Below are 22,196 nucleotides of genomic sequence, written 5' to 3'. Positions count from 1 at the left end.
ATCGCCTCAGCGCGCCTGCCGGCTCGTTCCCCGGATCACGACCCGCCACTCGTGCATCGCGGAGGCCGTCGTGGGCAGGCCGAGCGCCGCGCGGGCGCAGTGTGCTCCCTGCTCGCGCAGTGACTGTGCCAGCGTGGTGAGCCCGTCGGTGGCGGCCGTGCCGCTGTCGTCCCAGCCGGTGACGGCCACGTCGCCGGGGGTTCGCAGGCCGGCGCCGGCCACGGCGCGCAGGGCGCCCAGGGCGAGCTCGTCGCTCATCGCGGCGATGGCGTCCGGCGGGTCGGTGCCGTCCAGGAGCTCGGCGGTGAAGCGCTCGCCCTCGGTGAGGTGGTTGACCGGGCACACCGCCAGCCGGAGCCGGTCCTCAGCGTGCCCGCCCGCCCTCCAGGCGTCGAGGAAACCCTCCCAGCGGTGCCGCGTCACCGGGAACCGCACCTCGCCCACCTGGTCGCCGTCGAGCAGCAGCCGTTCGCGTGCCCGGTCGAGCGGGAAGCCCAGCACGAGCGGCCGCCGCGCACCGGCGAACGCCACCGCTCCCATCGCCGCGGCCGCCGCCCGGTCGTCGATGCCGATCACCGGGATCTCCCGCCCCGAGCGGGAAACGAACACCGGCCGTGAAGAGGGGGAGGACGAGGAGGAGGGCAAGGCCGCCGAAAAGGAGCGGAGGGCAGCGCCGGCGGGAGGAGCCGCGCCGGCGGAGGAGGCCGCGCGGGTGGAGGAGGCCGCGCTGGCGGGGGAGGCCGCGCTGGCGGGGGAGGCCGCGCTGGCGGGGAAGGCCGCGCGCGACGGGGAGCCCGCGCCCGAGGAGGTGGCCGCGGCGGCGGGAGAAGCCGGCCCCGCGTGGATGACCGCGGGCAGCCCGGTCTCGGCCACCGCCTCCAGGACCGGGTCGTCGTCGCTGGTGGTCCAGACGACGAACCCGTCGACGGCCGCCTCGGTGACCCTCCGCGCGTCGGAGGGCGACCCGCTGATCGGGACCAGGGTGAGCCCCACCCCCTCGGCCGCGCACACGTCCGAGACCCCGGCCAGGAAGCGCGCCGCCTGCGGGTCCTCGAAGGCGTAGCTCAACCGCTCGCCGAGCACGACCCCGAGCGAGCCCACCCGGCCCCGGCGCAGCGAGCGGGCGGCCGGGTGGGGGCCCGGATATCCCAGCTCCTGGGCGGCCGCGCGGACCTTGGCCGCGGTCTCCGGCGAGACCCGCTCCGGCTGGGAGTACGCGTACGAGACCGTCATCGTCGAGACGCCGGCGGCGCGGGCCACCTGGCTCATCGTCGGCCGTTTCGGGTTGCGGGCGGGGCGGGTCATGGCACAGACTGTACTTGTGTATCGATACACAAGCGCCGAAGAGCAGACGTTCACGCGCGACGAGCCGACCGTGCTGTCGTACGCGGTGCTGGGCTGCTTCACCTTCTGGCTGTACGCGTTCGGCCCGGCCGTGACGTTGCTCCGCGAGGAGCTGGGGTTCTCCTACACGCTGCTCGGCGTCTACTCCGTCGTCTGGTCGCTGGGCGCCGCCGTCGCCGGTGCCGCATTCGCGCAGGTGGCTCGCCGTACCACGCGGGGTGTGCTCTTGTGGTCGTCGGCCGCGGCGACTATCGGCGGCGCGGCCCTGTTCACCCTGACCCGGTCGGTGCCGGCCACCCTGCTCGCCGCCGCGCTCTTCGGCCTGGCGGGAGCGACCCTGCTGACCGTCACCCAGGCGATCCTCTCGGACCGGCACGGCAGCCGCCGCGATCGGGCGCTGACCGAGGCCAACATCGGGGCCGGCGCCTCCGCGGTGGTCGCCCCGCTGGTGCTCGGCGCGCTGGCCGCGACCGTGCTCGGCTGGCGTGCCGCCTTCGCGCTGCCCGGCGTCGTCCTTGTCGTGCTCTACCTGCGCTATCGCCGCGCGTCACTGCCGGCCGTGCCGCGCAGCCACGCGGCGGGCCGGCGAGGGCGGCTGCCCCTGGCCTGCTGGCTCTTCGCCGTGCTGACCGCGGTCAGCTCCGCGATCGAGTTCTGCCTGGTCTATTTCGGACCGCAGATGCTCCTCGGCACGGGCCTGTCCGCGGCCGCCGCCGGCACCGCGCTGAGCGCCAACTACCTCGGCATCCTGGTGGGCCGCCTGCTCGGTGCGCGGATCACCCGCCGCGCCGGGCGGGGAGTTCCCCTGCTGTACGGGTCGCTCGCGCTCACCGGCGCCGCCTTCGTGCTCTTCTGGCTCGCCGGCCACCCGGCCCTCGCCGTCGCCGGGCTCTTCCTCTGCGGGGCGGGCATCGCGAACCTCTATCCGATCGCGCTCTCGCTCACCCTCGACGCGTCGGACGGGCGCGAGGACCAGGCCAACGCCCGTTCCCAGCTGGTGCTCGGCGTGGTCGCGGCCGCCTCGCCGTACCTGCTGGGAAGTCTCGCCGACCGGCACGGGCTGACCGTCGCCTTCGCGCTGGAGCCGGTGCTGATCGGCCTGTGCGTCCTGCTGCTCTGGGCCGGCCTCCGGCACGCGCGCCCGGCGTGAGACGTCATGGGGTGGGCTCGAGCATGTGCTCCCGCAGCGAGGCGATCTCATCGCCCGTGAGGCCGATGTCGCGCACGAAGCCCTCCACCGAGCCGTGCAGCGCGCGCAGGTCGTCGAGGAAGAGCTGCATCGCCTCCGGCGGCGAGTCGAACATGTGCTCGTTGCCCTTCACCGCCTCGGGATTCTTCCTCAGCAGGTACGCCGTCAGCGGCGCCATCGCCGACGTGGTCAGCGCGTAGTCGGCCGTGATGTCCTCGTCGGACACGCCGAGCAGGGCCAGCGTGAGCGCGCAGACCGTGCCCGTGCGGTCCTTGCCGGCCATGCAGTGCACGATCACCGGTGACCTGCCCGGGTCGGCGATCAGCCGCAGCGACTCGAGCAGGCCGTCGCGGCCGTCCTCGGCGAAGTTGAGGTAGCGGTCGGCCAGCCACCGCTCGTGCACCACGTCGCCGGGGTGCCCGACCTCTTCCCAGTCGACGTGCTTGAGCACGATGTTGTGATAGTCGAGCCCGTGCGAGGCGGAGACGCGGCCGAATTTCTCGATCTCGTGCGGACGGCGCAGATCGATCACCGTGCGGACGCCCAGGGCCTCGAACGCGGAGGCGTCCGCCTCGCCGAGCCGGTGCAGCGCGTCCGATCGGAAGAGCCGCCGCCAGCGCACCGAGCGGCCGTCCAGACCTCGATAGCCGCCGACGTCGCGGAAGTTGTAGGTAGCGGAGAAACCGAGATTGCGGGGGTACTGTTCCACAGCCACGGACCCAACCTAACCCGCGCTGTCGATCCCCCTGTCGAGGGACAGCGTCCCAGCTGGTGGATTTCTCGTCCCAGCAACGATTGTCCGTGGCACACTTCGCTACGTGACCCACCTCGTGCTGATTATTGGCACCCAGCGCGCCGGCTGACGTTTTCGCCGACGCGCAGACCTCCCGCATCCGCGGGGGGTCTTTTTGTTGGGGGTCGTAAAAATCCTTGAAGGGAACGCGCCATGGAGTACCAGGTCTTCGACACCACGCTGCGCGACGGCGGGCAGCGTGAGGGGATCAGCTACTCGGTCGCCGACAAGCTGGCGGTCGCGAAGCTGCTCGACGAGTTCGGCGTGGGCTTCATCGAGGGCGGCTGGCCCGGCGCGATGCCCAAGGACACCGAGTTCTTCGAGCGGGCCAAGACCGAGCTCGACCTCAAGAACGCCGTCCTGGTCGCCTTCGGCGCGACCCGCAAGGCCGGCGCGAAGGTGGACGAGGATCCGCAGGTCCGGGCCCTGCTCGACGCCGAGACCCCGGTCGTCTGCGTGGTCGCCAAGAGCGACATCCGGCACGTCGAACGGGCGCTGCGCACCACCGGCGACGAAAACCTCGCGATGGTCCGCGACACGGTGCGTCACCTGGTCGCGAACGGCCGCCGGGCCTTCGTCGACTGTGAGCACTTCTTCGACGGCTTCCGCTACGACCCCGACTACACGGCGAGCGTCGTCAAGACCGCGATCGAGGCCGGCGCCGAGCGGGTCGTCATGTGCGACACCAACGGCGGCATGCTGCCCTCGATGATCACGAAGGCGATCAACGAGGTGGTCGAGCGCACCGGCGTGCCCGCGGACCGGCTCGGCATCCACTGCCAGAACGACACCTCGTGCGCTGTCGCGAACACCGTCGCCGCGGTCGAGGCGGGCGTCAAGCACTTCCAGTGCACGGCCAACGGCTACGGCGAGCGGCCCGGCAACGCCGACCTGTTCGCCACGGTCAGCAACCTTCAGCTCAAGCTCGGGCTGCCCGTCCTACCGGAGGGCTGCCTGGAGAAGGCGACGCGGGTCTCCACCGCGCTCGCCGAGATCGCCAACATCGCCCCCGACACCCACCAGGCCTACGTCGGGGCCGCCGCCTTCGCCCACAAGGCGGGGCTGCACGCGAGCGCGATCAAGGTGGATCCGCTGCTCTACAACCACGTCGACCCGGCGGTTGTGGGCAACGACATGCGGATCCTGGTGACGGAGATGGCCGGCCGGGCCAGCATCGAGCTCAAGAGCCGCGAACTCGGTCTCGACCTGGCCGGCCACCCGGACACCCTTTCGGCGGTCACCCGCAAGGTGAAGGACCTCGAGGCGGAGGGCTGGTCGTTCGAGGCCGCTGACGCGTCGTTCGAGCTGCTGGTGCGCGGGGAGCTGCCCGGTGAGGGGTACGCTCGCCCGTTCTCCCTCGAGACGTACCGCGTGCAGGTCGAGCACCGCGAGGACGGCACCGTGGTCTCCGAGGCGACCGTCAAGGTACGGGTGAACGGCGAGCGCGTGATCGCCACCGCGGAGGGCAACGGCCCGGTCAACGCGCTCGACGAGGCCCTGCGCGCCGCGCTGACCGCGCAGTACCCGCAGCTCAAGACGTTCGAGCTGAGCGACTTCAAGGTGCGCATCCTGGAGGGCAGCCACGGCACGAACGCGGTGACCCGGGTGCTGCTCGAGACCACCGACGGCGAGCGCGACTGGACCACGGTCGGCGTGCACGAGAACATCGTCGAGGCGAGCTGGGTGGCGCTGGTCGACGCCCTCACCTACGGTCTGGCGGAATGAGAAGGATCTTCAGCGGCTCCTCGTTCGAGGAGGAGATCGGCTATGCCCGTGCGGTGGTCGACGGCGACCGCGTGCACGTCTCCGGCACCACCGGCTTCGACTACGCGACGATGACCATCCCGGACGGCGTGGTGGAGCAGGCCGAGCAGTGCCTGCGCAACATCGGCGCCGCGCTGGCCGAGGCCGGCTGCTCCTTCGCCGACGTGGTGCGGGTCCGCTACCTGTTGCCGAACCGGGACGACTTCGAGCCGTGCTGGCCGGTGCTGCGCAAGTACTTCGGCGAGGTCCGCCCGGCCGCCACCATGCAGGTGTGCGGCCTGGCGGACCCCCGGATGCTCATCGAGATCGAGGTGGACGCGCGGCTTCCCTGATCTCGTCGAGCGCCGCGGCGACCGGCCTGGCCGGGACCTGACGGCCGTCGCGGTGCCGGAGGGCGACCAGGCCGTCCGGCGCCTCGCGGCTGCCGATCACGCCCCCGTACGGGATCTTGCGCTCCGCCACGGCCCGCACTCGCGCGCCGATCGACCCCTCGGCGTGCACCTCGGCACGCAGCCCGGCCTCGACCGCCGCCGCGGCCAGGGCGCGCGCGGCGCCGTCCTGCTCCTCGCCGACCGGCAGCACCGCGAGCTGCACCGGCGCGTACCAGACCGGGAAGGCGCCGCGGTGCACCTCGATCAGGTGGCCGAAGAGCCGCTCCATCGAGCCGACAAGGCTGCGGTGCACCATCACCGGCCGGGACCGCCCGCCGCGCGCGTCCACGTACTCCAGATCGAAGGCCGCCGGCTGGTGGAAGTCGACCTGGATGGTGGCGAGGGTCGACTCCCGGCCCAGCGGGTCGGCGATCTGCACGTCGATCTTCGGGCCGTAGAACGCGGCCTCGCCCGGCGCCTCGGAGTAGTCGACGCCGTCCAGGGCCTCGCGGAGCAGGGCCGAGGCCAGATCCCACATGGCGTCGTCCCCCGCGTACTTGCCGCCCTCGCCGCGCAGCGAGAGCCGGTAGGACGACGGCTCGAAGCCGAGCGCGGCGTGTGCCTCGCGCATCAGCCGCAGCACCCCGGCCACCTCCGCGCTCACCTGGTCGCGGGCGCAGAAGATGTGCGCGTCGTTGAGCTGGATCGACCGCACCCGGCCGAGGCCGCCGATCACACCGGAGCGCTCCGACCGGTACATCGGCCCGAGCTCGGCGATGCGCAGCGGCAGATCCCGGTACGACCGCTGCCGCGACTTGAAGATCAGCGCGTGGTGCGGGCACTGGCTGGGCCGCAGCACCAGCTCGTCGCCGCCGACGCGCATCGAGGGCCACATGTCCTCGGCGTAGTTGCGCCAGTGCCCCGACATCTCGTACATCTGGCGTTTGCCGAGGGCGGGGGAGTGCACGTGGCGGTATCCGGCGCGGCGCTCCAGCTCGTACAGATAGGACTCGACAGCGTGGCGTGCCGCGGCGCCGCCGGGAAGCCAGAACGGCAGGCCGGCGCCGATCAGCGGGTCGGAGTCGAAGAGGTCCAGCTCGCGCCCGAGCCGGCGGTGATCGACGATCATGACAGGTCTCCTTCGGGTGAAAGGCCCGACGGGACGACCGGAAACGGCCCGGGCGATCCCGCCCGGGCCGTTGCGTGAGGTCAGCGCGCGCCGGGTGGTCCCGGCGTCGTCAGCTGCTGACCGTGGAAGCTCATGTCGCCGATGCTAGGCCCGCTCCCGCGAGCCGGCATCCGAATAATCCTCCGCCAGCAGCTGGAAGAGGACGTGGTCCTGCCACTCCCCGGCGATCTTCAAGTAGCGCGGGGCCAGGCCGTACCGGCGGAAGCCGTTGCGTTCCAGCACCCTCTGGGAGGCGGCGTTGTGCACCAGCGTGCCCGCCTCGACGCGGTGCAGCCCCAGCTCGGCGAAGGCGAAGCCGGTGATCCGGGCGACCGCGGCCGAAGCGACACCGCGGCCGTTGGCGTGCGCGGCCACCCAGTAGCCGAGGTGGCACGACTGGAACGGGCCCCGCGCGATGCCGGTGAGCGTGATCCGGCCGACGATGCCGCCGTCCTCGACGATCACGTGCGGCAGCGCCGTGCCGCCGTCGTGCTGCCGCAGCACCTCCTTGATGAGCGCGCGCTGACCGTCGTCGGTGAAGTACTCGTCCGGGCGGACGGGATCCCACGGGGCCAGGAACTCCCGGTTCGCACGCAGCAGCTCCGCGACCTCGGCGGCGTCGCCCAGCTCGATCAGGCGGGTCGTCGCGGCCATCACGAGCCGGACGGCACGGTCAGCTCCGCCACGATCGCGCGGTGGTCGCTCCGGGGGATGGTGTGCACGCTGACCTCCTGTACGCCGATGCGCTCGTCCACCAGTACATGATCGATGGTGACCGGCGGGATCGGGTGCCCGTCGTACGGCCAGGTGCCGATCAGGCCCTTGCCGGTCGCGTCCGCGGCGTCCCGGTATCCGCGCGCGACCAGCTCACGCATCGGCGTGTGGTCGAGCGTCGCGTTGAAATCACCGAGCAGGATCCGCGGCGTCGCGCTCCCCTCCGCGTACGGCTCGGCCAGAAGGTCCCCACGCCACTTGCCGAGAACCGCCCGGGAGGCGGGAGCGAGCGGATGCGCCGACTCGACGATCACCGCGCCGGCGCCCGGCGGGTGCACCGTCGCGTACGCCTGCATGAAGCCACCCGCGTTGCGCGCGGCACCGCCCTCGGTGATCGGGAAGCGGGAGTAGAGCCCGGAACCGCTCGCCCCCGGCTCGTCGGCGAGCGACGAGTGCGGCAGCAGCGCGCCCAGCCCGGCCGCGGCCAGTGCCTCCCGGCCCTGCGGGGTGAACTCCTGCACGGCCAGCACGTCGACGTCGCGCTCGCTGACCAGCTTGACGATCGTGGCCGGGTCGGCACCGCCGAAGAGCATGTTGCTCGTCATCACGGTGAGCTTGACGCCGCGCGCCGGGCCACGATCGCGGTCGGGCAGCGCGCGCGGCAGCACACACGCGGCGAGCGCGACGGCCGCCACCAGCGCCACCGCGCCGACGGTCCAGCGCCGGGTGGCGAGGGCCGCGACAGCCGGCAGCCAGGACCACGCCGCCACGTACGGCGTGAAGGCGAACAGCTGCACCAGCGGCCCGCGCTCCCACCCGCCGAGGCGGACGGCCGCCCAGAGCAGGCCGGGCACGACCAGGAACCAGAAGAGCACAGTCATCGCGGTCCTCCTCACTACGCCGCCGGCACCGTGAGCACCGCGAGGACCGAGCGGTGATCGCTGCCCTCGACGCCGTGCACCTGCACGTCGCGGACCCCGACGCGCTCGTCCACCAGCACGTGGTCGAGGGTCACCGGCGGGATGGGCCGGCCCGCGTACGGGCCCCAGGTCGCGATCAGCCCCTTGCCCACGGTGTCCGCCGCGTCGCGATAGCCCCCGGAGATCAGATCGCGCAGCGGCTCGTGGTCGAGCGTCGCGTTGAAGTCGCCGAGCAGCACCCGCGGCGCGCCGTTCCGGTCCGCCCGCGGCTCCTCCTCGAGGTCCGCCCTCCAGGACGGCAGGGCCTCTTTCGAGTACGGGGCGAGCGGGTGAGCCGACTCGACGACGATCGGCGCCGCCCCCGGGACCTGGATCGTCGCGTACGCCTGAAGGTTGCCCGGCTGGAGGTTGTCGCCGTGGAACCGCTGCGACCCCTGAGCGGTCATCGGGTATCGCGAGTAGAGCCCCGACCCGGTCGTGCCCACCTCGTCGGCGAGCGCCCGGTACGGCAGCACCTCGCCGAGCCCCGCCGCGGCCAGGCCGTCGGCGGCGGCCGGGGTGAACTCCTGCACCGCGAGCACGGCCACGTCGTGCTCGCGGACCAGCTTCACGACGGCCGCCGGGTCGGCCTGGCCGACGAACATGTTGATCGTCATGACGGTCAGCGGAACGCCCGTGCCCGGGCTCGACCCCGGCAGCGCGCGCGGCAGGACGGCGACGCCGAGCAGGACCGCCGCCACCGCGGCGACGGCGGCGATCAGCCACTTGCGGGCCACCAGCGCCGCGGCCAGCGGCACCAGGGTCCAGGCCGCCACGTACGGCGTGAAGGCCATCACCATCACGGCGTAGCCGGGCTCCCAGCCGAGCGATCGGAAGACCCCCCAGACCAGGCCCGGCAGGGTCAGCAGGGCGAGAAGCGCGGTGCGCCTCACCCGCCGTCCCGGCCGGACCCCGGCCGGCGTCGTGGTGATCGTCATGGCGGCAAAGGTATCGGCCCCACCTTGCCGCACCCTGAGATCGCGCCCTAACTCACACGATCTCCATCTGCGCGGCTAGAGCTGGGCGTCGACGATCTCGCCGATCTCGGCCGCCACCAGCTCGTCGCGGATGATCGCGGCGTCGCCCTCGACCACGAGTGTGAGCCCGTGCGGGTGCAGATGGCCGGCCGCGGCGGCGGAGACCTCCGCGATCGGCGTCTCCAGGTAGCTGCGGCGCAGCCGTGGGTAGTAGTCGTCGGGCAGGCCGTAGAGGACCAGCGTGCTCAGCGCCCCCACGATCGAGCCCGGCGTCTGCATCTCCACGCTCAGCTGCCCGGCGCGCCACGAGCGGGCCACGGCGAGCTCCTCCTCGGTCACGCCGTCCCGCTGGGTGCGGCCGATCTCGCCGAGCGTGTCGACGATCGCCGGCACGGTCACCGCCGTCTGCACGCCCGCGGCCACCTCGAACCGGCCGAAGCGGCGCGACATCGCGTACGAGCCCCGGATGCCGTACGTGTAGCCCTTGACCTCGCGGATGAGGTGGTTGAGCCGGGACGTGAACGCGCCGCCCAGCACCGTGGCGGCCAGCGTCATCGCCACGTAGTCGGGCGTGGCCCGCTCGGGGGAGCGGTGCCCGATGCGCAGCGTCGACTGCACCGATCCGGGCCGGTCGACCAGGATGACCCGGCGGTGATCGCGCACCGGCACACCCAGCGGCGGCTCCACCGGCAGCGGGTCGCCCTCGGTGCCGGCGAAGGCGGCCTCGCCCAGCGCGGCCAGGTCGAGCGTGTCGAGGTCGCCGGCCACGAGCAGCACGCCGGGACGGCGCATCCAGCTCTGGTGGAAGGCGAGCACGTCGTCGACCGTCACGGCGGCCACCGAGGTGGGGTCGCCGTGCATCGGCCGGCCGAACCGCTCGGCCGAGCCGAACAGGTCGGCGCGCAGGGCGGCGTCGGCCCGCGGGCCGGGCTGCGCCCAGTCCATCCGCAGGGCGGTCACCTCGTCGTCGCGCACGCGCGCGACGTCGGCCGGGTCGAGCTTCGGGGTGCGCGCGGCCTCCGCGGCGAGGCGTACGGCGTCGAGCAGCTGCGGCACGGGCGCCGAGACGCCGACGCGGAACGTGTCCCAGTCGACCGAGGGGGACAGCTCGGCGCCGAGGCTCTCCAGCGCGATCGCGTACGCCGCCGAGTCGCGCCGCCGGGTGCCCTCCTCGAGCGACTTCGCGAGCACCGTGGCGGTGCCCTCGCGGCCCGCCGTCTCGCGGGCCGCGCCCGCGTCCAGCATCAGCATCGCGCTCGCCAGCAGCTGGCCCGGCAGGTGCGCGCCGATCACGGTGCCGCCGGCGACGGTGACCCGCTGAAGGTCGGGGAACGTGTACGGACGGGCCTCGCCCGGCTCCGGGCGGGTGGCGATGAGGGTCATGCCTTCTCCTCGGGGACGTACGTGAGGGTGACCCTCGACTCGGGCTTCAGGGTGAGCTCGGCGGCCTCGGTCACGTCGTCGGCGGTGATCGAGAGCCACTGCGGCAGGCGGTACGCGGCCGCCTCCGGCTCGCCGAACTGGGTCGCGTACCGGCTCAGGGTGTCGGCGCGGCCGCCGACCGTGGAGACCTGCCGCCACCAGGCGGTGGTGAGCAGCGCCTTGGCGCGCGCCAGCTCGTCCTCGGTGACCGGCTCGGTGACCAGGCTCCCGACGACCTCGCCGAGGCCCCCCTCGAGCTCCTCGACGGGCACGCCGTCCTTCGCGGTCGCCGTGATGATCAGCGGGGCCGGCGCGTGCGCCAGGTCGACGCCGTACGAGCCGATGTAGTCCGGCTGGGCGATCCGCTTGCCGTCGGCGAGACGCTGGTAGAGGCGGCTGCCGCGGCCGTTGCCGAGCACCGCGGCGAGCACGGTGATCGCGTCGTACCCCTTGGTGCCGAACGGGTGGGTCCGGTGCGACAGGTAGATCCGCGGCGCCGGAACGGCGGCCGTGACCGTCTCGCGCCTCGCCGGCTGCTCGCCGACCTGGCCGCTCGGCGCCGGCGGGATGCTCGGCACCGGCTCGATCGCCCCGAAGTACTTCTCGGCGAGCGCGAACACCTCGGCCGGCCCGGCGTCACCGGCCACCGTCAGCACGGCGTTGTTCGGCGCGTAATACTGCTGGTGGAAGGCCTTGAAGGTGTCCAGGCTCGCCGCGTTCAGGTCCTCCATCGACCCGATCGTGGCGTGATGGTACGGGTGGCCGGGCGGGTAGAGCAGCTCCAGCAGGCGCAGCCAGGCGTCGCCGTACGGCACGTTCTCGTAGCGCTGGCGGCGCTCGTTCTTGACCACCTCGCGCTGGTTGTCGAGCGTCTCCTGGGTGAGCGCCGGGACGAGACCGCCCATCCGGTCGGCCTCCAGCCAGAGGGCCAGCTCCAGATGCTCGGCGGGCATCGTCTCGAAGTAGTTGGTGCGGTCCGGGTTGGTGGTGGCGTTCAGCGAGCCGCCGTTGCCCTGCACGAGGCGCATGTGCTCGGTCTTGGCCACGTGCTGCGAGCCCTCGAACATCAGATGCTCGAACAGATGCGCGAAGCCCGTCTGCCCGGCCGGCTCGTGCCGCGAGCCGACGTCGTACCAGAGATTGACACAGACGACCGGTGCTGTCCGGTCCTCGCTCACCACGACCCGGAGGCCGTTGGCGAGTCGCGTGGTTTCGATGGGCCACGGGTAGCCGGTCGCGACAACCGGCGCGCTTGGGGACGTCACCCACCCATATTGCCTCCTGGGTCAACGTGCGCATCGCGAAAGGTGGCTGGGCTTACCGACCGTTCCGCTCCACGGAGGCGAGCAGGAGGTGCATCCCGCTCGACGGATTGTTGTCCGGAAAAGCCGTGCCGTCGCGCCGGTGCCTCTCGTCCAGCCGGGCGGCTCGCGCCGCCGCGGCATGGCGGTGAGGCATGTAGAGGCTGCCGTTCAAGCCCTTGTCGAGCTGGCCGTCGTGCTTCCTTCTGAGCTGCCGCGCTCCGCCGTTGTCCACCCAGGCGCCGTGATCGGCGAAATGTAGCGCCAGCCAGATCTCGAAGCAGGGGTTCGAGACAGCCAGCCTGATGTCGTTCTGGGCCGCCAGAGTGATCGCTTCGTTCAGATGAGGATGGTTTCGTGGCCATTCCACGTCGAAGAGACACCACACCTCATCAATCTCGGCCTGCTCCCTCGCGGCTTTCGCTTTAGCGGCGACGGCAGCCCGTACCAGGGTGAGCGGAGCGGAACCCGTCGTGGCCATCTCGATCTGGATGTCGACTGACGCGACATCCCGGATCTCCCGTTGCGAGCGGAGCGCGGCGAGGTAGTCCGGCTCCGTCCGTTCTCCCACACAGAACACGAGAAGTGTCTTGCGCGGCGCTCGAACCGCGACCCGGCGCCGCAGAGGCTTCGGCGTTTGAGACTTCCGCCCCATCACCCTTCTCCGAGCAATCCCAGGGCATGTCGCAGAGCGAACTGGTCTACTTGCGGCACCGCCCCGAAACGGCCCTGAAGATAGGCCCGCTCCAGGTTCGTCGACCGCCGGACCTTGTCGCCGCCGTACTCCGCGAGGGCTGTCAGGCTGGTAGAGCCGTCCTCGCCTTTCTCGGTAAGCCAGACCTCGTCGCGGTTCAGATGGTTGAGCAAGCTCGTGTCATGGGTGGTGAAGATCAGCTGCGCGTTCCGCGGATTCGTCTCAGGATCCTGAAAGAGCGTGAGCAGATGCGCGGACAGCAGGGGGTGAAGGCTGGCGTCGATCTCGTCGAGGAGGAGCACGCCTCCGGTGCGGAGGACACCGAGGACTGGCCCGATCAACGAGAACCAGACTCTTGTTCCGTCGGACTCCTCGCTCATGTGGAAGGAAGACCGATGCTCGCCCGCACGGTGTACGAGTTGGAGGCTCTTGCGGACTCCGACACCTCTCGCGCCCTCAATGTCCAGAACGTCGACATCATCGATCCCCAGATCGGCCAGGCGAAGCATGCTGATCGCCAATTCGCGGTCTTTGGAAAGAGCGGGCCCGACATCCTCTACGGCATCGTCGGCCGAGTAATCGAAGATCGAAGTCGTGCTCGGGAACCGCCTGCGCGAGTCGGCGCCGCGCCGCCGGTACGGCGACCGGTGGAGATTGAGGTGGGAGATGCCGGACAGGTCGCGCCCGAACGACGAGATCTCGGGTTCCTCGAACCGCATGGCAGCCGAGAGGGCGAGCGTGGTCGGAGTCAGCAATGTTCGAGCACCCACCGCAGCGGTCAGGCCGCGGCGAAGATGAAGATCCATCCCGTCACGCTCGAACAGAACCCGCCGGCGCCGCTCGGGGTAGCTGGCGAGGCTCTCGAACACAACTTCCGAATCGCTGACCTCAAGGTGGTACGCGTATCGGATGTCGTTGGTCATGAATTCGACCTCAAAAGCCGATGTTCGGGTTTCGCCCTCGCCGAATCGGAACGGCTCACGAGGTACGAAATCGCCCCATTGCCGTAGCGAAGAACCCACCGCCTCGGACAGCCACGCGAGTGCCTTGAGGACATTTGTCTTCCCCGAGGCGTTGGCGCCATAGATGCTCGCCAAGGTCAGGACCTTCTCCTGAAGGCGATCGAAACTGCGAGCGGCCACTCGATCCTCGTCGACGGCGATCATCGAGAGCTCGACCGTCTCCTTGATCGAGCGATGGTTGGCCACTTCGAACCTCAACAGCATGGCTGTTCCTCAAGCTCGTGCAAGTATGGTGTCATCCGCGTCAACTTCTGACGCTTTCGGCCAGTAGATTGCAGCATACTGCACATGGGATTTGTCGGTGGCGATCAAGAACTCAGTGGCTGAAGCCCTCGCCGAGTGCGATGCTGGGCGGCGTGTCAGAGGACGTGCGGGTCAACGACCGCCTGAGCATCCCGGCGGCTGAGCTCGCGTGGCGCTTCTCGCGTTCCAGCGGGCCCGGTGGCCAGGGCGTGAACACCACCGACTCGCGGGTCGAGTTGTCCTGGGATGTGGCCGGCTCGCGGGCTCTGCCCGACTTTCTCAAGGAACGTGCTCTCGCCTACCTGTCGAATCGTCTGGTGCACGGCGTGCTGACGGTCACGGCCTCCGAGTTTCGCTCCCAGTTGCGCAACCGCGAGGCTGCCGTCATGCGCCTGGCCGCGCTGGTCGCCTCGGCCGTCGCCCCGCCGCCCAAGAACCGTAAGGCCACCCGGCCGTCGCGCGGCTCGGTCGAGCGCCGTATCGCTGACAAGAAGCGCCGCGCCCAGACCAAGCAGAACCGCCGGTCTTTCCCCTCGGATTGACCCCTTCTGCCCCGATAATCGAGCGGTGAACCCGACCCGACTCGCCGCCGCCCTGGTCGCCGGCGGCAGCTTCACATGCAGCATCACCGCGATCCTCATGCTGGCCGTCATCCTCGGCCTGGGCGACCGCGCAGTCCTCGCCGGTCTGGTCGCTGTCTGCGCTCTGATCGCAACCACCATGCTCGTCGCGGCCACCCGTCTGCGACCGTAAGCTCCCTGCCCATGCGGCGTGTTCTGGTGGTGGGTGGCCCTGGCACGGGCAAGACCACCCTCGCGCGCCGTCTGAGCGCCACTCTCGACGTCCCGCACCATGACCTGGACCGCATCGCCTACGAGCCGACTGCCCCGGACGCCCCTTTCTGGCAGTGGACCCGCGTACCCGCCGAGCGTCGCCTCGTGGCCGCCCAGATCCTGCCGGCCACCGCCGGCTGGGTGGCCGACGGTCTCTACGCGGGCTGGACTGCACCGCTGCGCGACGCCGCCGACACCGTCGTCTGGCTGGATCTGCCCGCCTTCGTCGCCGTGCCGCGGGTCCTACGCCGAGCGGCCGTCCACCGCCTCCGCGGCGGCGACGACTGGGACCTTGCCTCGATCCGCCGCGTTGCCCGGGGCGCCCGCGCTTACCGCACACGCCCCGCCGCCACCCCGGCCGATCTCGCCGCCCGCGACAGTGCCAACAGCACCCGAACGCTGGCCCTGTTCCTCGCCTCGTCCGAGTCGCGGCTGATCCGTTGCCGATCGGCGGCCGACGTCCGCGCTGTCCTCAGCTGTTCGCGCTGAGCCGCGCCATTCGTCATCGGTCGCGCTCAGCGGCGCCGGCGGACGGCCGAGGACGGCCAGTAGGCGCCGGGCGGCGGGGGAGAGATCGGCGACCGCCACGAGTTCGCCCTTCGCGCCGTAGAGGTCGTCCAGCGCACGTGCGACGGCGAGGGTCGGGGAGCGCATGTCCCGCTCGAGGCGCGAGAGATGACCCGGGTCGATGTGGGCCTCGCGGGCGGCCTCTCTCAGCGGGCGATCGCCGCGTAGCCGCCGGGCGGTCTGGCCGAATGATTCCACAGCGCCTCCTCGATGGTGTTGCCAATTCGCGCGTTGACTTTGGCAACACGCGCCAACTGCTTGCGCGACTATAGTCCCTCGCCTAGTCCGATGTGGAGTGAGGGTCCTGTGTGATGCTGCCTCAACCTGGGGATGTGCTGAGTGTGGGCCGGTCGGCAAGCGTGCAATTCGTGACGCCGATCCGGTTCCGGGTCATCTGTGTCCACGACTGGCAGACGTACGCCGGGTGGGTCTGGATCGATGGTTACGAGCTCGACGAGGTCGGCGATGCGCTGGAGCGCCGCTCCATATTCGTGCAGATCTCCGGTCTGCGCCCCGCCGCCGAGGGGCTCGCCCCGGACGGGGATGAGCCGCTCAGCGATGGTTGAAGGGTGCGACCGCCTCGCGGTTGCGGGCGGCGTCCTCGGGGCCGAGGAGCTCCTCGCAGACGCGGATCAGGCGGGCGCGCAGGGCCGCGGCCCGCCGGGCGAACTCGCGCTGGCGGGCCACGTACTCGGCCTTGCCCTCGGGGGTTTCGATCTTCACCGGTTCGTGGCCGTAGGACGACAAATCGTACGGACTCGCCTGCATGTCGAGGAGCCGGATGTCACCCGCAAGAGCGAAACAGTCGAGCGCGAGCGCGCCGGGGACCGCGGGGCCGAGCTTGGTCGCCCACTTGTGCACGTCCATCGCGGCGTGCAGGCAGCCGGGCTGGTCGAGGTCGACCTGGGTGGCGCGGGTGGGCTGGAGCCGGTTGAGCCCGACCGCCTCGGGGGTGAAGAAGCGGAACGCGTCGTAGTGGGTGCACCGGATCGGGTGCTGCTCGACCACCCGGTCGGTCTCGGCCTGGCCCAGGCGCAGCGGCAGCGGGTGGCGATGCTCGGGGTCGCGGTAGACCATCGCCCACTCGTGCAGCCCGAAGCAGCCCGAGAACACCGGCCGCGACGCGGTCGCCGTCAGCAGGCCGTGGATGTAGCGCACGCTCTCGCCGCGCGCGTGCATGAAGGCGACCTCGTCGAGGGTCACCACCCCGTCGGGGTAGGTCATGTAGAACTTCCACGCCGCGTGCTCGGCCACGCCGTCGGGCGCGGGGGAGAGCCCGGTGCCGACGCCGGGGTGCCAGCGGCGCAGCACCGACGGGCGGGTGCCGTAGTAGTCGTACAGAAAGTCTTCGATGGCGTGTTTCTCGCCGGTGGCACGGCGGGCGCGGTGGCCCGCGGTCATCTCGTCGGCGCGCTCGGCGTGCGCTCGGGCGAGGGGAATCCAGGTGACCGAGGGCAGCGTCGTGGTGAGCGTCCTCACCTGCTTGATCCCCATCGCACCAGCGTATCCAGCCGAAGCGATCAACACGATCACCGTCACGCGCTAATGAGCCGCGCCACGGTGCTCACTCCGGGCATATCAGTTCAATTCGGATCGTTAAATTTTCCGACACCATAGAAATGCTCATAGGTGTAGTACATCTACTACATCCTTGATAACGTCCCGGACATGGGAGGAATGACCCTCACGGGGACGCTCGGCACCGGCGCGGAGGTTCCGGTCGGCGAGCGTGTCATCGACATCCATGACCTCCGCATGCGCTACGGCGCCAAGGACGTGCTGACCGGCGTGACGTTCGCCGCCCGCCGGGGCGAGGTCCTCGCGTTGCTCGGCCCCAACGGCGCCGGCAAGACCACGACCATCGAGATCCTCGAGGGCTTCCGCATGCGCTCGTCCGGAGAGGTGCGCGTCCTCGGCGTCGATCCCGCGCAGGGCGGCGAGCCGTGGCGCTCCCGCGTCGGTGTGGTCCTCCAGTCGTGGCGCGACCACGGCAAGTGGCGCGTCCGCGAGCTGCTGCACCACCTCGGCCGCTACTACCGGCGCTACGCCACGCCGGACAAGCCCCGGCCGTGGCCGGTCGACGACCTGCTCGACGCCGTCGGCCTCGCCCCGCAGGCCCAGACCAGGCTCTCGCGCCTCTCCGGCGGCCAGCGCCGCCGCCTCGACGTGGCGATCGGCATCGTCGGCCGTCCCGAGCTGCTCTTCCTCGACGAGCCCACGGTCGGCTTCGACCCGGCGGCCCGCCGCGAGTTCCACGACCTGGTCCACCGGCTGTCCGACGTCGACGACACGACCATCCTGCTCACCACGCACGACCTCGACGAGGCCGAGAAGCTCGCCGACCGCATCGTCATCCTGGCCGGCGGCCGCATCATCGCCGACGGCTCCGCCGACGAGCTGTCCCGCCAGGTGTCGCGCGAGAGCGAGATCCGCTGGACCCGCGACGGCCAGCGCTTCGTCCACTCGGCCGCCAACGCGACGCCCTTCCTGCGCGAGCTCCTCCTCCAGTACGGCGACGACATCGCCGACCTCGAGGTGCGCCGCACCAGCCTCGAGGACACGTACATGCAACTCGTCCGCGACTTCGAGGGGAGCGAGCGATGACCGAGACGCTGAGGAACGGTGTGTCCCGCGGCCTCATCGAGCTGCGCCACACGCTGACCACCCCGCTCGACCTCTGGGGCTACCTGTTCCCGACGGTGCTGCTGCTCGGCGTGCTCATCTTCATGCGCGGCGCCACCGTCCCCGGCACCGACTTCTCGCTCGGCGCCAGCGCCCTGCCCGGCATGCTCGGCATGAACCTGGCCTTCGGCGGCCTGATCACCATCGCGCAGCTGCTGGTCGTGGAGCGCGAGGACGGCACGCTGCTGCGGGCCAAGGCCACGCCGAACGGGATGAGCAGCTACCTGGTCGGCAAGGTGGTCGCGGTCGGCGGCATGACGCTGGTGTCCCTGATCGCCGTGCTGATCCCCGGCGCCTTCCTGGTCGAGGGGCTCGAGGTCGGCCCGAGCGGCTGGCTGACCCTGCTCTGGCTGATGCCGCTGGCGCTGCTGGCCACGATGCCGATCGGCGCGGCGCTGGGCTCGATCTTCGAGAGCCCGCGCGCCTTCCCGGTGATCATGTTGCCGATCTTCGGGGTGATCGCGATCTCCGGCGTCTTCTACCCGATCAGCCCGCTGCCCGGCTGGATCCAGGGCATCGCCCAGGTCTTCCCGATCTACTGGCTCGGGCTGGGCATGCGGTCGGCGTTCCTGCCCGACGCGTTAGCCTCGGTCGAGCTGGGCGACTCCTGGCGTCAGCTGGAGACGTTCGGCGTGCTGGCGGCCTGGGCGGTCGTGGGCCTCGCGCTGGCGCCGGCGCTGCTGCGGCGGATGGCGCGCCGCGAGTCCGGTTCGGCCGTCGCGGCGCGGCGCGAGCGGATGATGAGCACGGTCGGGCGGTAGGACATTGGGCAACGAGGTCACGTACAACCGGATCGCGATGCTGCGCGCCGAGCGCGGCATCTCGCGGCGGCAGCTCGCCGACGCCGTCGGGGTCCACTACCAGACCGTGGGCTACATCGAGCGCGGCGAGTTCAGCCCGAGCCTCCACCTGGCCCTCAAGATCGGCCGGTACTTCGAGGTCCCGGTCGAGGTGGTCTTCTCGCTCGACCCGTTTCCCCGTCTCGGTGCGACGGCGGACGACGTGCAGCGCCCGGCGTAGATTTCGAGGGAAGCTCTACAGCCGCGAACAGGAGATCATCGTGCGTTTCGCCCGTTTTGTCCATGCAGGTGGGGTCTCCTTCGGCGTCGTCGAGGGTGACGCGTCCGGCCTGACCATCGCCGAGATTTCCTCGCTGCCGTTCGAGGAGGTCCGCTTCACCGGCCAGCGATGGGCCCTCGCCGACGTCCGGCTGCTCGCCCCGATCTTCTCCAGCAAGGTCATCGGTGTCGGCCGCAACTACGCCGACCACGCCGCCGAGCTCGGCAACGAGGTGCCCAAGGAGCCGCTGATCTTCATCAAGCCGTCCACCTCCGTGATCGGCCCGAACGACGCGATCCGGCTCCCCCCGCAGTCGCAGCGCGTCGAGGAGGAGGCCGAGCTCGCCGTCGTGATCGGCGCGACCGGCGCCCGCCGCGTCGACCGGGCCGGCGCCGAAAAGGCGATCTTCGGCTACACCATCGGCAACGACGTCACCGCCCGCGACCTGCAGCGCAGCGACCCGCAGTGGACCCGGGCCAAGGGCTTCGACTCGTTCTGCCCGATCGGCCCGTGGATCGTCACCGGCCTCGACGTCAGCGACCTCGAGATCCGCTGCGAGGTCGGCCGCAACCCCGACGCCATGGAGGTGCGCCAGATCGGCCGCACCAAGGACATGGTCTTCGACGTGCCGACCCTCGTGTCATACGTGTCGCACGTCATGACCCTGCTGCCCGGCGACATCATCCTCACCGGCACCCCGGCGGGCGTCAGCGAGATCACGTCCGGCGACACCGTCTCGGTGAGCATCCAGGGCATCGGCGAGCTCCGCAATCCGGTCGTCTCACTCGACTGACCTCTCGATGCCTTCCAAGAGCAAGCCCAGGCCGTACGCGTACGCGTCCTGGGCTTGCTCGTCGGCGCCCCGGTCGAAGCCGCCCGCGTTCCACAGCGCGGTCATCGCCGGATGCGCCTCGACGTCGAACCACTTCTCCCACAGCTCGTTGCGCTGGAGCCACCAGTCGTCGTTGCCGAGCCCGGTCGACCGGCGCAGCAGGATGCTCTCCGCCTCGCCCCGCGCCGCCGAGGTGACCCAGCTCGACACGGTCAGGGCCGCCGTGTTCACCATCCCGGTCGGCAGACCCACCTCGGCGACGGCGGCGATCACGAACTCGCGCTCGGCCAGCATGCCCGGCCCGATCGGCGGCCGGTGCTGCGACACCCGCGCCAGCCAGGGGTGCGCCCGGTACATCGCGAACGTCTGCTCGGCGTACCGCCGGATCCGCTCCCGCCAAGGGCCCTCGCTTCGCAGCTCCCGGCGGCCGAGCACCTCGTCCACCATCAGGTCGGCCAGCTCGGGCCGGGACGGCACGTACGTGTAAAGGCTCATTGTCGCGACCGACAGCTCGCTCGCCACACGGGCCATCGAGGCCGCCTCCAGGCCCTCGGCGTCGGCGATCCGGATGCCGGTGTCCACCACGGCGTCGACCGTGAGCCTCGGCGGGCGGCCGACCGCCTTGCGCGCCGGCGCCGAACGCCTCCAGAGCAGCGGAAGGATCCGCGGGCTGAATTCCTCCATGATTCCGTATACCCTACGGGAAAGAGTTTCCGTAGGGGGTAAGGTAATGAAGATCCTCGTCACCGGCGCCACCGGAAACATCGGCCGGATGGTCGTCGACGAACTCCTGGCCCTCGGCGCCGACGATGTGAGAGCCCTCACCGTCGACCCCGCCCGCGCGGCCCTGCCCGACAGCGTCGAAGTGGTCCGAGGCTTCGTAGGGCGCCCCGAGGCGATCCCCTTCGCCGGCGTCGACGTGATGTACCTCGCTCCCCACATCCCCACGGCGAGGGAAACCTGCCGGCTGGCCGCCGAAGCCGGCGTCGGGCGCATCGTCGACCTCGCCGGCGCCAAAGGCGACCACTGGCAGGCCATCGAAGACGCCGTCGAAGCCTCCGGCCTGCCCCACACCCACCTCGAACCCGGCGAGTTCATGGCCAACGCCGGCATCTGGGCCGCCCAGATCCGCGCCGGCGACGAAGTCCGCGACGCCTACGGCGACGTCGCCAACGCGGCCATCGCCCAGGAAGACATCGCCGCCGTCGCCGCACGAGTGATCCTCGAAGAAGGCCACGACGGCAAGTCGTACGAGCTCACCGGCCCCGAAACCCTCACCCGCCGCGAAAAGGTCGCCGCCATCGGCCGAGCCCTCGGCCGTGACCTGACCTACATCGAACTGCCACCCGGCGAAGCCCTCGCCCAGTTCGAACAGGCCATGGGTGACTACGCCCAGTGGTACCTCGACGGCCTCGCCGCCTCCCGCGGCCACCCCCAACCGGCCGTCACCACCGTCGCCGACCTCACCGGCCGGCCCGCCCTCACCTACGAGCAATGGGCCCGCCGCCACCAGGAGATCTTCCGCTGACCCGGAACCCGATTTGTTGGCCAACCGGGGGTCAGGTAGAGTTCTTTCTCGGCACGGCAACGAGGCGAAAGCCAAGAGGCCAGGCCAATGGGGTATGGGGTAATTGGCAGCCCGACTGATTCTGGTTCAGTTAGTCTAGGTTCGAGTCCTGGTACCCCAGCGCTGACACTCCCGCGGGAGAGGCGGCGCTGGACTTCTGATAGAGTTCGGCCCGTCGCAAACGCGAGAGCGGAAGCACAAAGCAGTACAAAGCAAGTCCTGGCCCCGTCGTCTAGCGGCCTAGGACGCCGCCCTCTCAAGGCGGTAGCGAGGGTTCGAATCCCTTCGGGGCTACATTTTGGGGTGACCCCTGTCAGCGGAGTGCGCTGACAGGGGTCATTTCGCATATCTGCCTGGGGGGCGACCCCCCAGACCCCCACGGTGCGGTGGTTGCGCCGGTCTTGCTCGCTTGCGGTTGCTTGGCCTTCGGCCTTTGCGGTGGCATTCGCCGCGCCGCCCCGTCGCCGCGCCGTCACGCCCTCCCGCCACCCCGCCACGCTGTCCCGCCACGCCGTCCCGCCGCGTGGCCACCCCGCCGCGTGGCCACCCCGCCGCGTGGCCACCCCGCCCCGCCGCCACGCCCCGCCGCCACGCCCCGCCGTCCCGCCGCCACCCCGCTACGCCACGCCACCACCCCGCTACGCCACGCCACCACCCCGCCACGTCGTCCCGCCGCGCTGCCGCGCCGCCACGCC

The 22,196-nt window shown here is 71.0% G+C and carries 25 protein-coding genes, 2 tRNA genes and 1 pseudogene; 15 read left to right on the top strand and 13 right to left on the bottom strand.

What is annotated here, in order from left to right:
* Positions 1-6 precede the first annotated feature (6 nt).
* The gene (locus tag Ade02nite_RS50405; RefSeq protein ID WP_203771642.1) at positions 7-1,305 is read right to left on the bottom strand and encodes a LacI family DNA-binding transcriptional regulator; all 1,299 of its coding nucleotides are present in this window, start codon (positions 1,303-1,305) and stop codon (positions 7-9) included.
* Between the two features lie 16 nt (positions 1,306-1,321).
* Between Ade02nite_RS50405 and Ade02nite_RS30995 the strand changes: the two genes are divergently transcribed.
* Positions 1,322-2,494 carry an MFS transporter gene (locus Ade02nite_RS30995; RefSeq protein WP_203771640.1) on the top strand — a complete coding sequence of 391 codons (1,173 nt, stop codon included), beginning with the start codon at positions 1,322-1,324 and terminating at the stop codon, positions 2,492-2,494.
* Positions 2,495-2,498: 4 nt separating this feature from the next.
* Here the strand turns inward: Ade02nite_RS30995 and Ade02nite_RS30990 are convergent, their stop codons facing one another.
* A complete protein-coding gene (locus Ade02nite_RS30990) occupies positions 2,499-3,248 on the bottom strand; it encodes a tyrosine-protein phosphatase (protein WP_203771638.1) in 750 nt (249 codons plus the stop codon).
* A gap of 231 nt (positions 3,249-3,479) precedes the next feature.
* Between Ade02nite_RS30990 and cimA the strand changes: the two genes are divergently transcribed.
* A complete protein-coding gene (cimA, locus tag Ade02nite_RS30985) occupies positions 3,480-5,051 on the top strand; it encodes a citramalate synthase (protein WP_203771636.1) in 1,572 nt (523 codons plus the stop codon).
* Positions 5,048-5,422, top strand: coding sequence for a RidA family protein (locus Ade02nite_RS30980; protein ID WP_203771634.1), 375 nt, complete (start codon positions 5,048-5,050; stop codon positions 5,420-5,422). The genes cimA and Ade02nite_RS30980 overlap by 4 nt, the downstream gene beginning before the upstream one ends.
* Here Ade02nite_RS30980 and thrS read toward each other — a convergent pair.
* From thrS to Ade02nite_RS30940, 8 genes are all read right to left on the bottom strand, one after another.
* Positions 5,388-6,587, bottom strand: coding sequence for a threonine--tRNA ligase (gene thrS / locus Ade02nite_RS30975; RefSeq protein WP_203771740.1), 1,200 nt, complete (start codon positions 6,585-6,587; stop codon positions 5,388-5,390). The genes Ade02nite_RS30980 and thrS overlap by 35 nt on opposite strands.
* A 147-nt stretch (positions 6,588-6,734) precedes the next feature.
* Positions 6,735-7,283 carry a GNAT family N-acetyltransferase gene (locus tag Ade02nite_RS30970; RefSeq protein ID WP_203771739.1) on the bottom strand — a complete coding sequence of 183 codons (549 nt, stop codon included), beginning with the start codon at positions 7,281-7,283 and terminating at the stop codon, positions 6,735-6,737.
* Positions 7,283-8,224, bottom strand: coding sequence for an endonuclease/exonuclease/phosphatase family protein (locus Ade02nite_RS30965; RefSeq protein WP_203771632.1), 942 nt, complete (start codon positions 8,222-8,224; stop codon positions 7,283-7,285). The genes Ade02nite_RS30970 and Ade02nite_RS30965 overlap by 1 nt, the downstream gene beginning before the upstream one ends.
* Positions 8,225-8,238: 14 nt before the next feature.
* Positions 8,239-9,240 carry an endonuclease/exonuclease/phosphatase family protein gene (locus Ade02nite_RS30960; RefSeq protein ID WP_203771630.1) on the bottom strand — a complete coding sequence of 334 codons (1,002 nt, stop codon included), beginning with the start codon at positions 9,238-9,240 and terminating at the stop codon, positions 8,239-8,241.
* Positions 9,241-9,315: 75 nt separating this feature from the next.
* Positions 9,316-10,662 carry a M16 family metallopeptidase gene (locus Ade02nite_RS30955; protein WP_203771628.1) on the bottom strand — a complete coding sequence of 449 codons (1,347 nt, stop codon included), beginning with the start codon at positions 10,660-10,662 and terminating at the stop codon, positions 9,316-9,318.
* Positions 10,659-11,966, bottom strand: a complete 1,308-nt coding sequence (locus Ade02nite_RS30950; RefSeq protein ID WP_203771626.1) for a M16 family metallopeptidase — start codon at positions 11,964-11,966, stop codon at positions 10,659-10,661. The genes Ade02nite_RS30955 and Ade02nite_RS30950 overlap by 4 nt, the downstream gene beginning before the upstream one ends.
* Before the next feature lie 52 nt (positions 11,967-12,018).
* Entirely contained in the window at positions 12,019-12,657 is a 639-nt protein-coding gene (locus tag Ade02nite_RS30945) for an RloB family protein (protein ID WP_498370404.1), read from the bottom strand.
* On the bottom strand, positions 12,657-13,922 hold the full coding sequence (locus tag Ade02nite_RS30940; RefSeq protein WP_203771622.1) for an AAA family ATPase: 1,266 nt from the start codon (positions 13,920-13,922) through the stop codon (positions 12,657-12,659). Before Ade02nite_RS30940 ends, Ade02nite_RS30945 begins: the two co-directional genes overlap by 1 nt.
* Positions 13,923-14,062: 140 nt before the next feature.
* Here Ade02nite_RS30940 and arfB point away from each other — a divergent pair, with 140 nt between their 5' ends.
* The 3 genes from arfB to Ade02nite_RS49695 are packed head-to-tail and all read left to right on the top strand — an operon-like array spanning position 14,063 to position 15,283.
* Positions 14,063-14,503, top strand: a complete 441-nt coding sequence (arfB, locus tag Ade02nite_RS30935; RefSeq protein ID WP_379036856.1) for an alternative ribosome rescue aminoacyl-tRNA hydrolase ArfB — start codon at positions 14,063-14,065, stop codon at positions 14,501-14,503.
* 25 nt (positions 14,504-14,528) lie between these two features.
* Positions 14,529-14,714 (top strand): hypothetical protein, encoded by a 186-nt coding sequence (locus tag Ade02nite_RS30930; protein WP_203771620.1) that lies wholly within the window; start codon positions 14,529-14,531, stop codon positions 14,712-14,714.
* An 11-nt stretch (positions 14,715-14,725) separates the two neighbouring features.
* Positions 14,726-15,283, top strand: coding sequence for a P-loop NTPase family protein (locus Ade02nite_RS49695; RefSeq protein WP_239169200.1), 558 nt, complete (start codon positions 14,726-14,728; stop codon positions 15,281-15,283).
* 105 nt (positions 15,284-15,388) lie between these two features.
* On the opposite strand, the pseudogene Ade02nite_RS49690 reads toward Ade02nite_RS49695, so the two are convergent.
* Positions 15,389-15,559 (bottom strand): annotated as a pseudogene (locus Ade02nite_RS49690) (helix-turn-helix domain-containing protein); the annotation flags it as partial.
* Between the two features lie 170 nt (positions 15,560-15,729).
* Here Ade02nite_RS49690 and Ade02nite_RS30920 point away from each other — a divergent pair.
* On the top strand, positions 15,730-15,927 hold the full coding sequence (locus Ade02nite_RS30920) for a hypothetical protein (protein WP_379036858.1): 198 nt from the start codon (positions 15,730-15,732) through the stop codon (positions 15,925-15,927).
* On the opposite strand, the gene Ade02nite_RS30915 is transcribed toward Ade02nite_RS30920, so the two are convergent.
* Positions 15,914-16,855 carry a 3-methyladenine DNA glycosylase gene (locus tag Ade02nite_RS30915; RefSeq protein ID WP_203771616.1) on the bottom strand — a complete coding sequence of 314 codons (942 nt, stop codon included), beginning with the start codon at positions 16,853-16,855 and terminating at the stop codon, positions 15,914-15,916. The genes Ade02nite_RS30920 and Ade02nite_RS30915 overlap by 14 nt on opposite strands.
* A gap of 183 nt (positions 16,856-17,038) precedes the next feature.
* Between Ade02nite_RS30915 and Ade02nite_RS30910 the strand changes: the two genes are divergently transcribed.
* From Ade02nite_RS30910 to Ade02nite_RS30895, 4 genes are read left to right on the top strand one after another with little or no spacing between them, the layout of a single operon-like run.
* The gene (locus Ade02nite_RS30910; protein WP_203771733.1) at positions 17,039-17,965 is read left to right on the top strand and encodes an ABC transporter ATP-binding protein; all 927 of its coding nucleotides are present in this window, start codon (positions 17,039-17,041) and stop codon (positions 17,963-17,965) included.
* Complete coding sequence (locus tag Ade02nite_RS30905) at positions 17,962-18,804, top strand: ABC transporter permease (RefSeq protein ID WP_203771614.1); 843 nt, start codon at positions 17,962-17,964, stop codon at positions 18,802-18,804. The genes Ade02nite_RS30910 and Ade02nite_RS30905 overlap by 4 nt, the downstream gene beginning before the upstream one ends.
* A 37-nt stretch (positions 18,805-18,841) precedes the next feature.
* Entirely contained in the window at positions 18,842-19,063 is a 222-nt protein-coding gene (locus tag Ade02nite_RS30900; RefSeq protein ID WP_203771731.1) for a helix-turn-helix transcriptional regulator, read from the top strand.
* A 40-nt stretch (positions 19,064-19,103) separates the two neighbouring features.
* Positions 19,104-19,895, top strand: coding sequence for a fumarylacetoacetate hydrolase family protein (locus tag Ade02nite_RS30895; protein ID WP_203771612.1), 792 nt, complete (start codon positions 19,104-19,106; stop codon positions 19,893-19,895).
* Here Ade02nite_RS30895 and Ade02nite_RS30890 read toward each other — a convergent pair.
* Entirely contained in the window at positions 19,884-20,618 is a 735-nt protein-coding gene (locus Ade02nite_RS30890) for a TetR/AcrR family transcriptional regulator (protein ID WP_203771610.1), read from the bottom strand. The two genes, Ade02nite_RS30895 and Ade02nite_RS30890, sit on opposite strands and share 12 nt — an antisense overlap.
* Before the next feature lie 46 nt (positions 20,619-20,664).
* On the opposite strand from Ade02nite_RS30890, the gene Ade02nite_RS30885 reads away from it, so the two are divergent.
* The 4 genes from Ade02nite_RS30885 to Ade02nite_RS30870 all read left to right on the top strand — a co-directional run.
* Positions 20,665-21,462 (top strand): NAD(P)H-binding protein, encoded by a 798-nt coding sequence (locus Ade02nite_RS30885; protein WP_203771608.1) that lies wholly within the window; start codon positions 20,665-20,667, stop codon positions 21,460-21,462.
* A gap of 88 nt (positions 21,463-21,550) precedes the next feature.
* Positions 21,551-21,622, top strand: a tRNA-Gln gene (locus tag Ade02nite_RS30880).
* 100 nt (positions 21,623-21,722) lie between these two features.
* Positions 21,723-21,795: transfer RNA gene (locus Ade02nite_RS30875), tRNA-Glu, on the top strand.
* Between the two features lie 144 nt (positions 21,796-21,939).
* Positions 21,940-22,196: hypothetical protein (locus Ade02nite_RS30870; protein ID WP_203771606.1), on the top strand; the 257-nt coding region annotated here is incomplete at its 3' end.

It is taken from the genome of Paractinoplanes deccanensis, assembly GCF_016862115.1.
GTDB lineage: Bacteria > Actinomycetota > Actinomycetes > Mycobacteriales > Micromonosporaceae > Actinoplanes > Actinoplanes deccanensis.
This window is presented reverse-complemented; position numbering and strand designations above follow the sequence as displayed.

Bases quoted from the DNA above. Each gene is read 5' to 3' on its own strand.
- Ade02nite_RS30905 (WP_203771614.1), top strand. From the start codon at position 17,962: ATGACCGAGACGCTGAGGAACGGTGTGTCCCGCGGCCTCATCGAGCTG.
- Ade02nite_RS30915 (WP_203771616.1), bottom strand. From the start codon at position 16,855: ATGGGGATCAAGCAGGTGAGGACGCTCACCACGACGCTGCCCTCGGTC.
- Ade02nite_RS30890 (WP_203771610.1), bottom strand. From the start codon at position 20,618: ATGGAGGAATTCAGCCCGCGGATCCTTCCGCTGCTCTGGAGGCGTTCG.
- Ade02nite_RS50405 (WP_203771642.1), bottom strand. From the start codon at position 1,305: ATGACCCGCCCCGCCCGCAACCCGAAACGGCCGACGATGAGCCAGGTG.
- Ade02nite_RS30940 (WP_203771622.1), bottom strand. From the start codon at position 13,922: ATGCTGTTGAGGTTCGAAGTGGCCAACCATCGCTCGATCAAGGAGACG.
- Ade02nite_RS30955 (WP_203771628.1), bottom strand. From the start codon at position 10,662: ATGACCCTCATCGCCACCCGCCCGGAGCCGGGCGAGGCCCGTCCGTAC.
- arfB (WP_379036856.1), top strand. From the start codon at position 14,063: ATGCTGGGCGGCGTGTCAGAGGACGTGCGGGTCAACGACCGCCTGAGC.
- Ade02nite_RS30910 (WP_203771733.1), top strand. From the start codon at position 17,039: ATGACCCTCACGGGGACGCTCGGCACCGGCGCGGAGGTTCCGGTCGGC.
- Ade02nite_RS30980 (WP_203771634.1), top strand. From the start codon at position 5,048: ATGAGAAGGATCTTCAGCGGCTCCTCGTTCGAGGAGGAGATCGGCTAT.
- Ade02nite_RS30945 (WP_498370404.1), bottom strand. From the start codon at position 12,657: ATGGGGCGGAAGTCTCAAACGCCGAAGCCTCTGCGGCGCCGGGTCGCG.
- Ade02nite_RS30885 (WP_203771608.1), top strand. From the start codon at position 20,665: ATGAAGATCCTCGTCACCGGCGCCACCGGAAACATCGGCCGGATGGTC.
- Ade02nite_RS30960 (WP_203771630.1), bottom strand. From the start codon at position 9,240: ATGACGATCACCACGACGCCGGCCGGGGTCCGGCCGGGACGGCGGGTG.
- Ade02nite_RS30900 (WP_203771731.1), top strand. From the start codon at position 18,842: ATGCTGCGCGCCGAGCGCGGCATCTCGCGGCGGCAGCTCGCCGACGCC.
- Ade02nite_RS49695 (WP_239169200.1), top strand. From the start codon at position 14,726: ATGCGGCGTGTTCTGGTGGTGGGTGGCCCTGGCACGGGCAAGACCACC.
- Ade02nite_RS30965 (WP_203771632.1), bottom strand. From the start codon at position 8,224: ATGACTGTGCTCTTCTGGTTCCTGGTCGTGCCCGGCCTGCTCTGGGCG.
- Ade02nite_RS30970 (WP_203771739.1), bottom strand. From the start codon at position 7,283: ATGGCCGCGACGACCCGCCTGATCGAGCTGGGCGACGCCGCCGAGGTC.
- cimA (WP_203771636.1), top strand. From the start codon at position 3,480: ATGGAGTACCAGGTCTTCGACACCACGCTGCGCGACGGCGGGCAGCGT.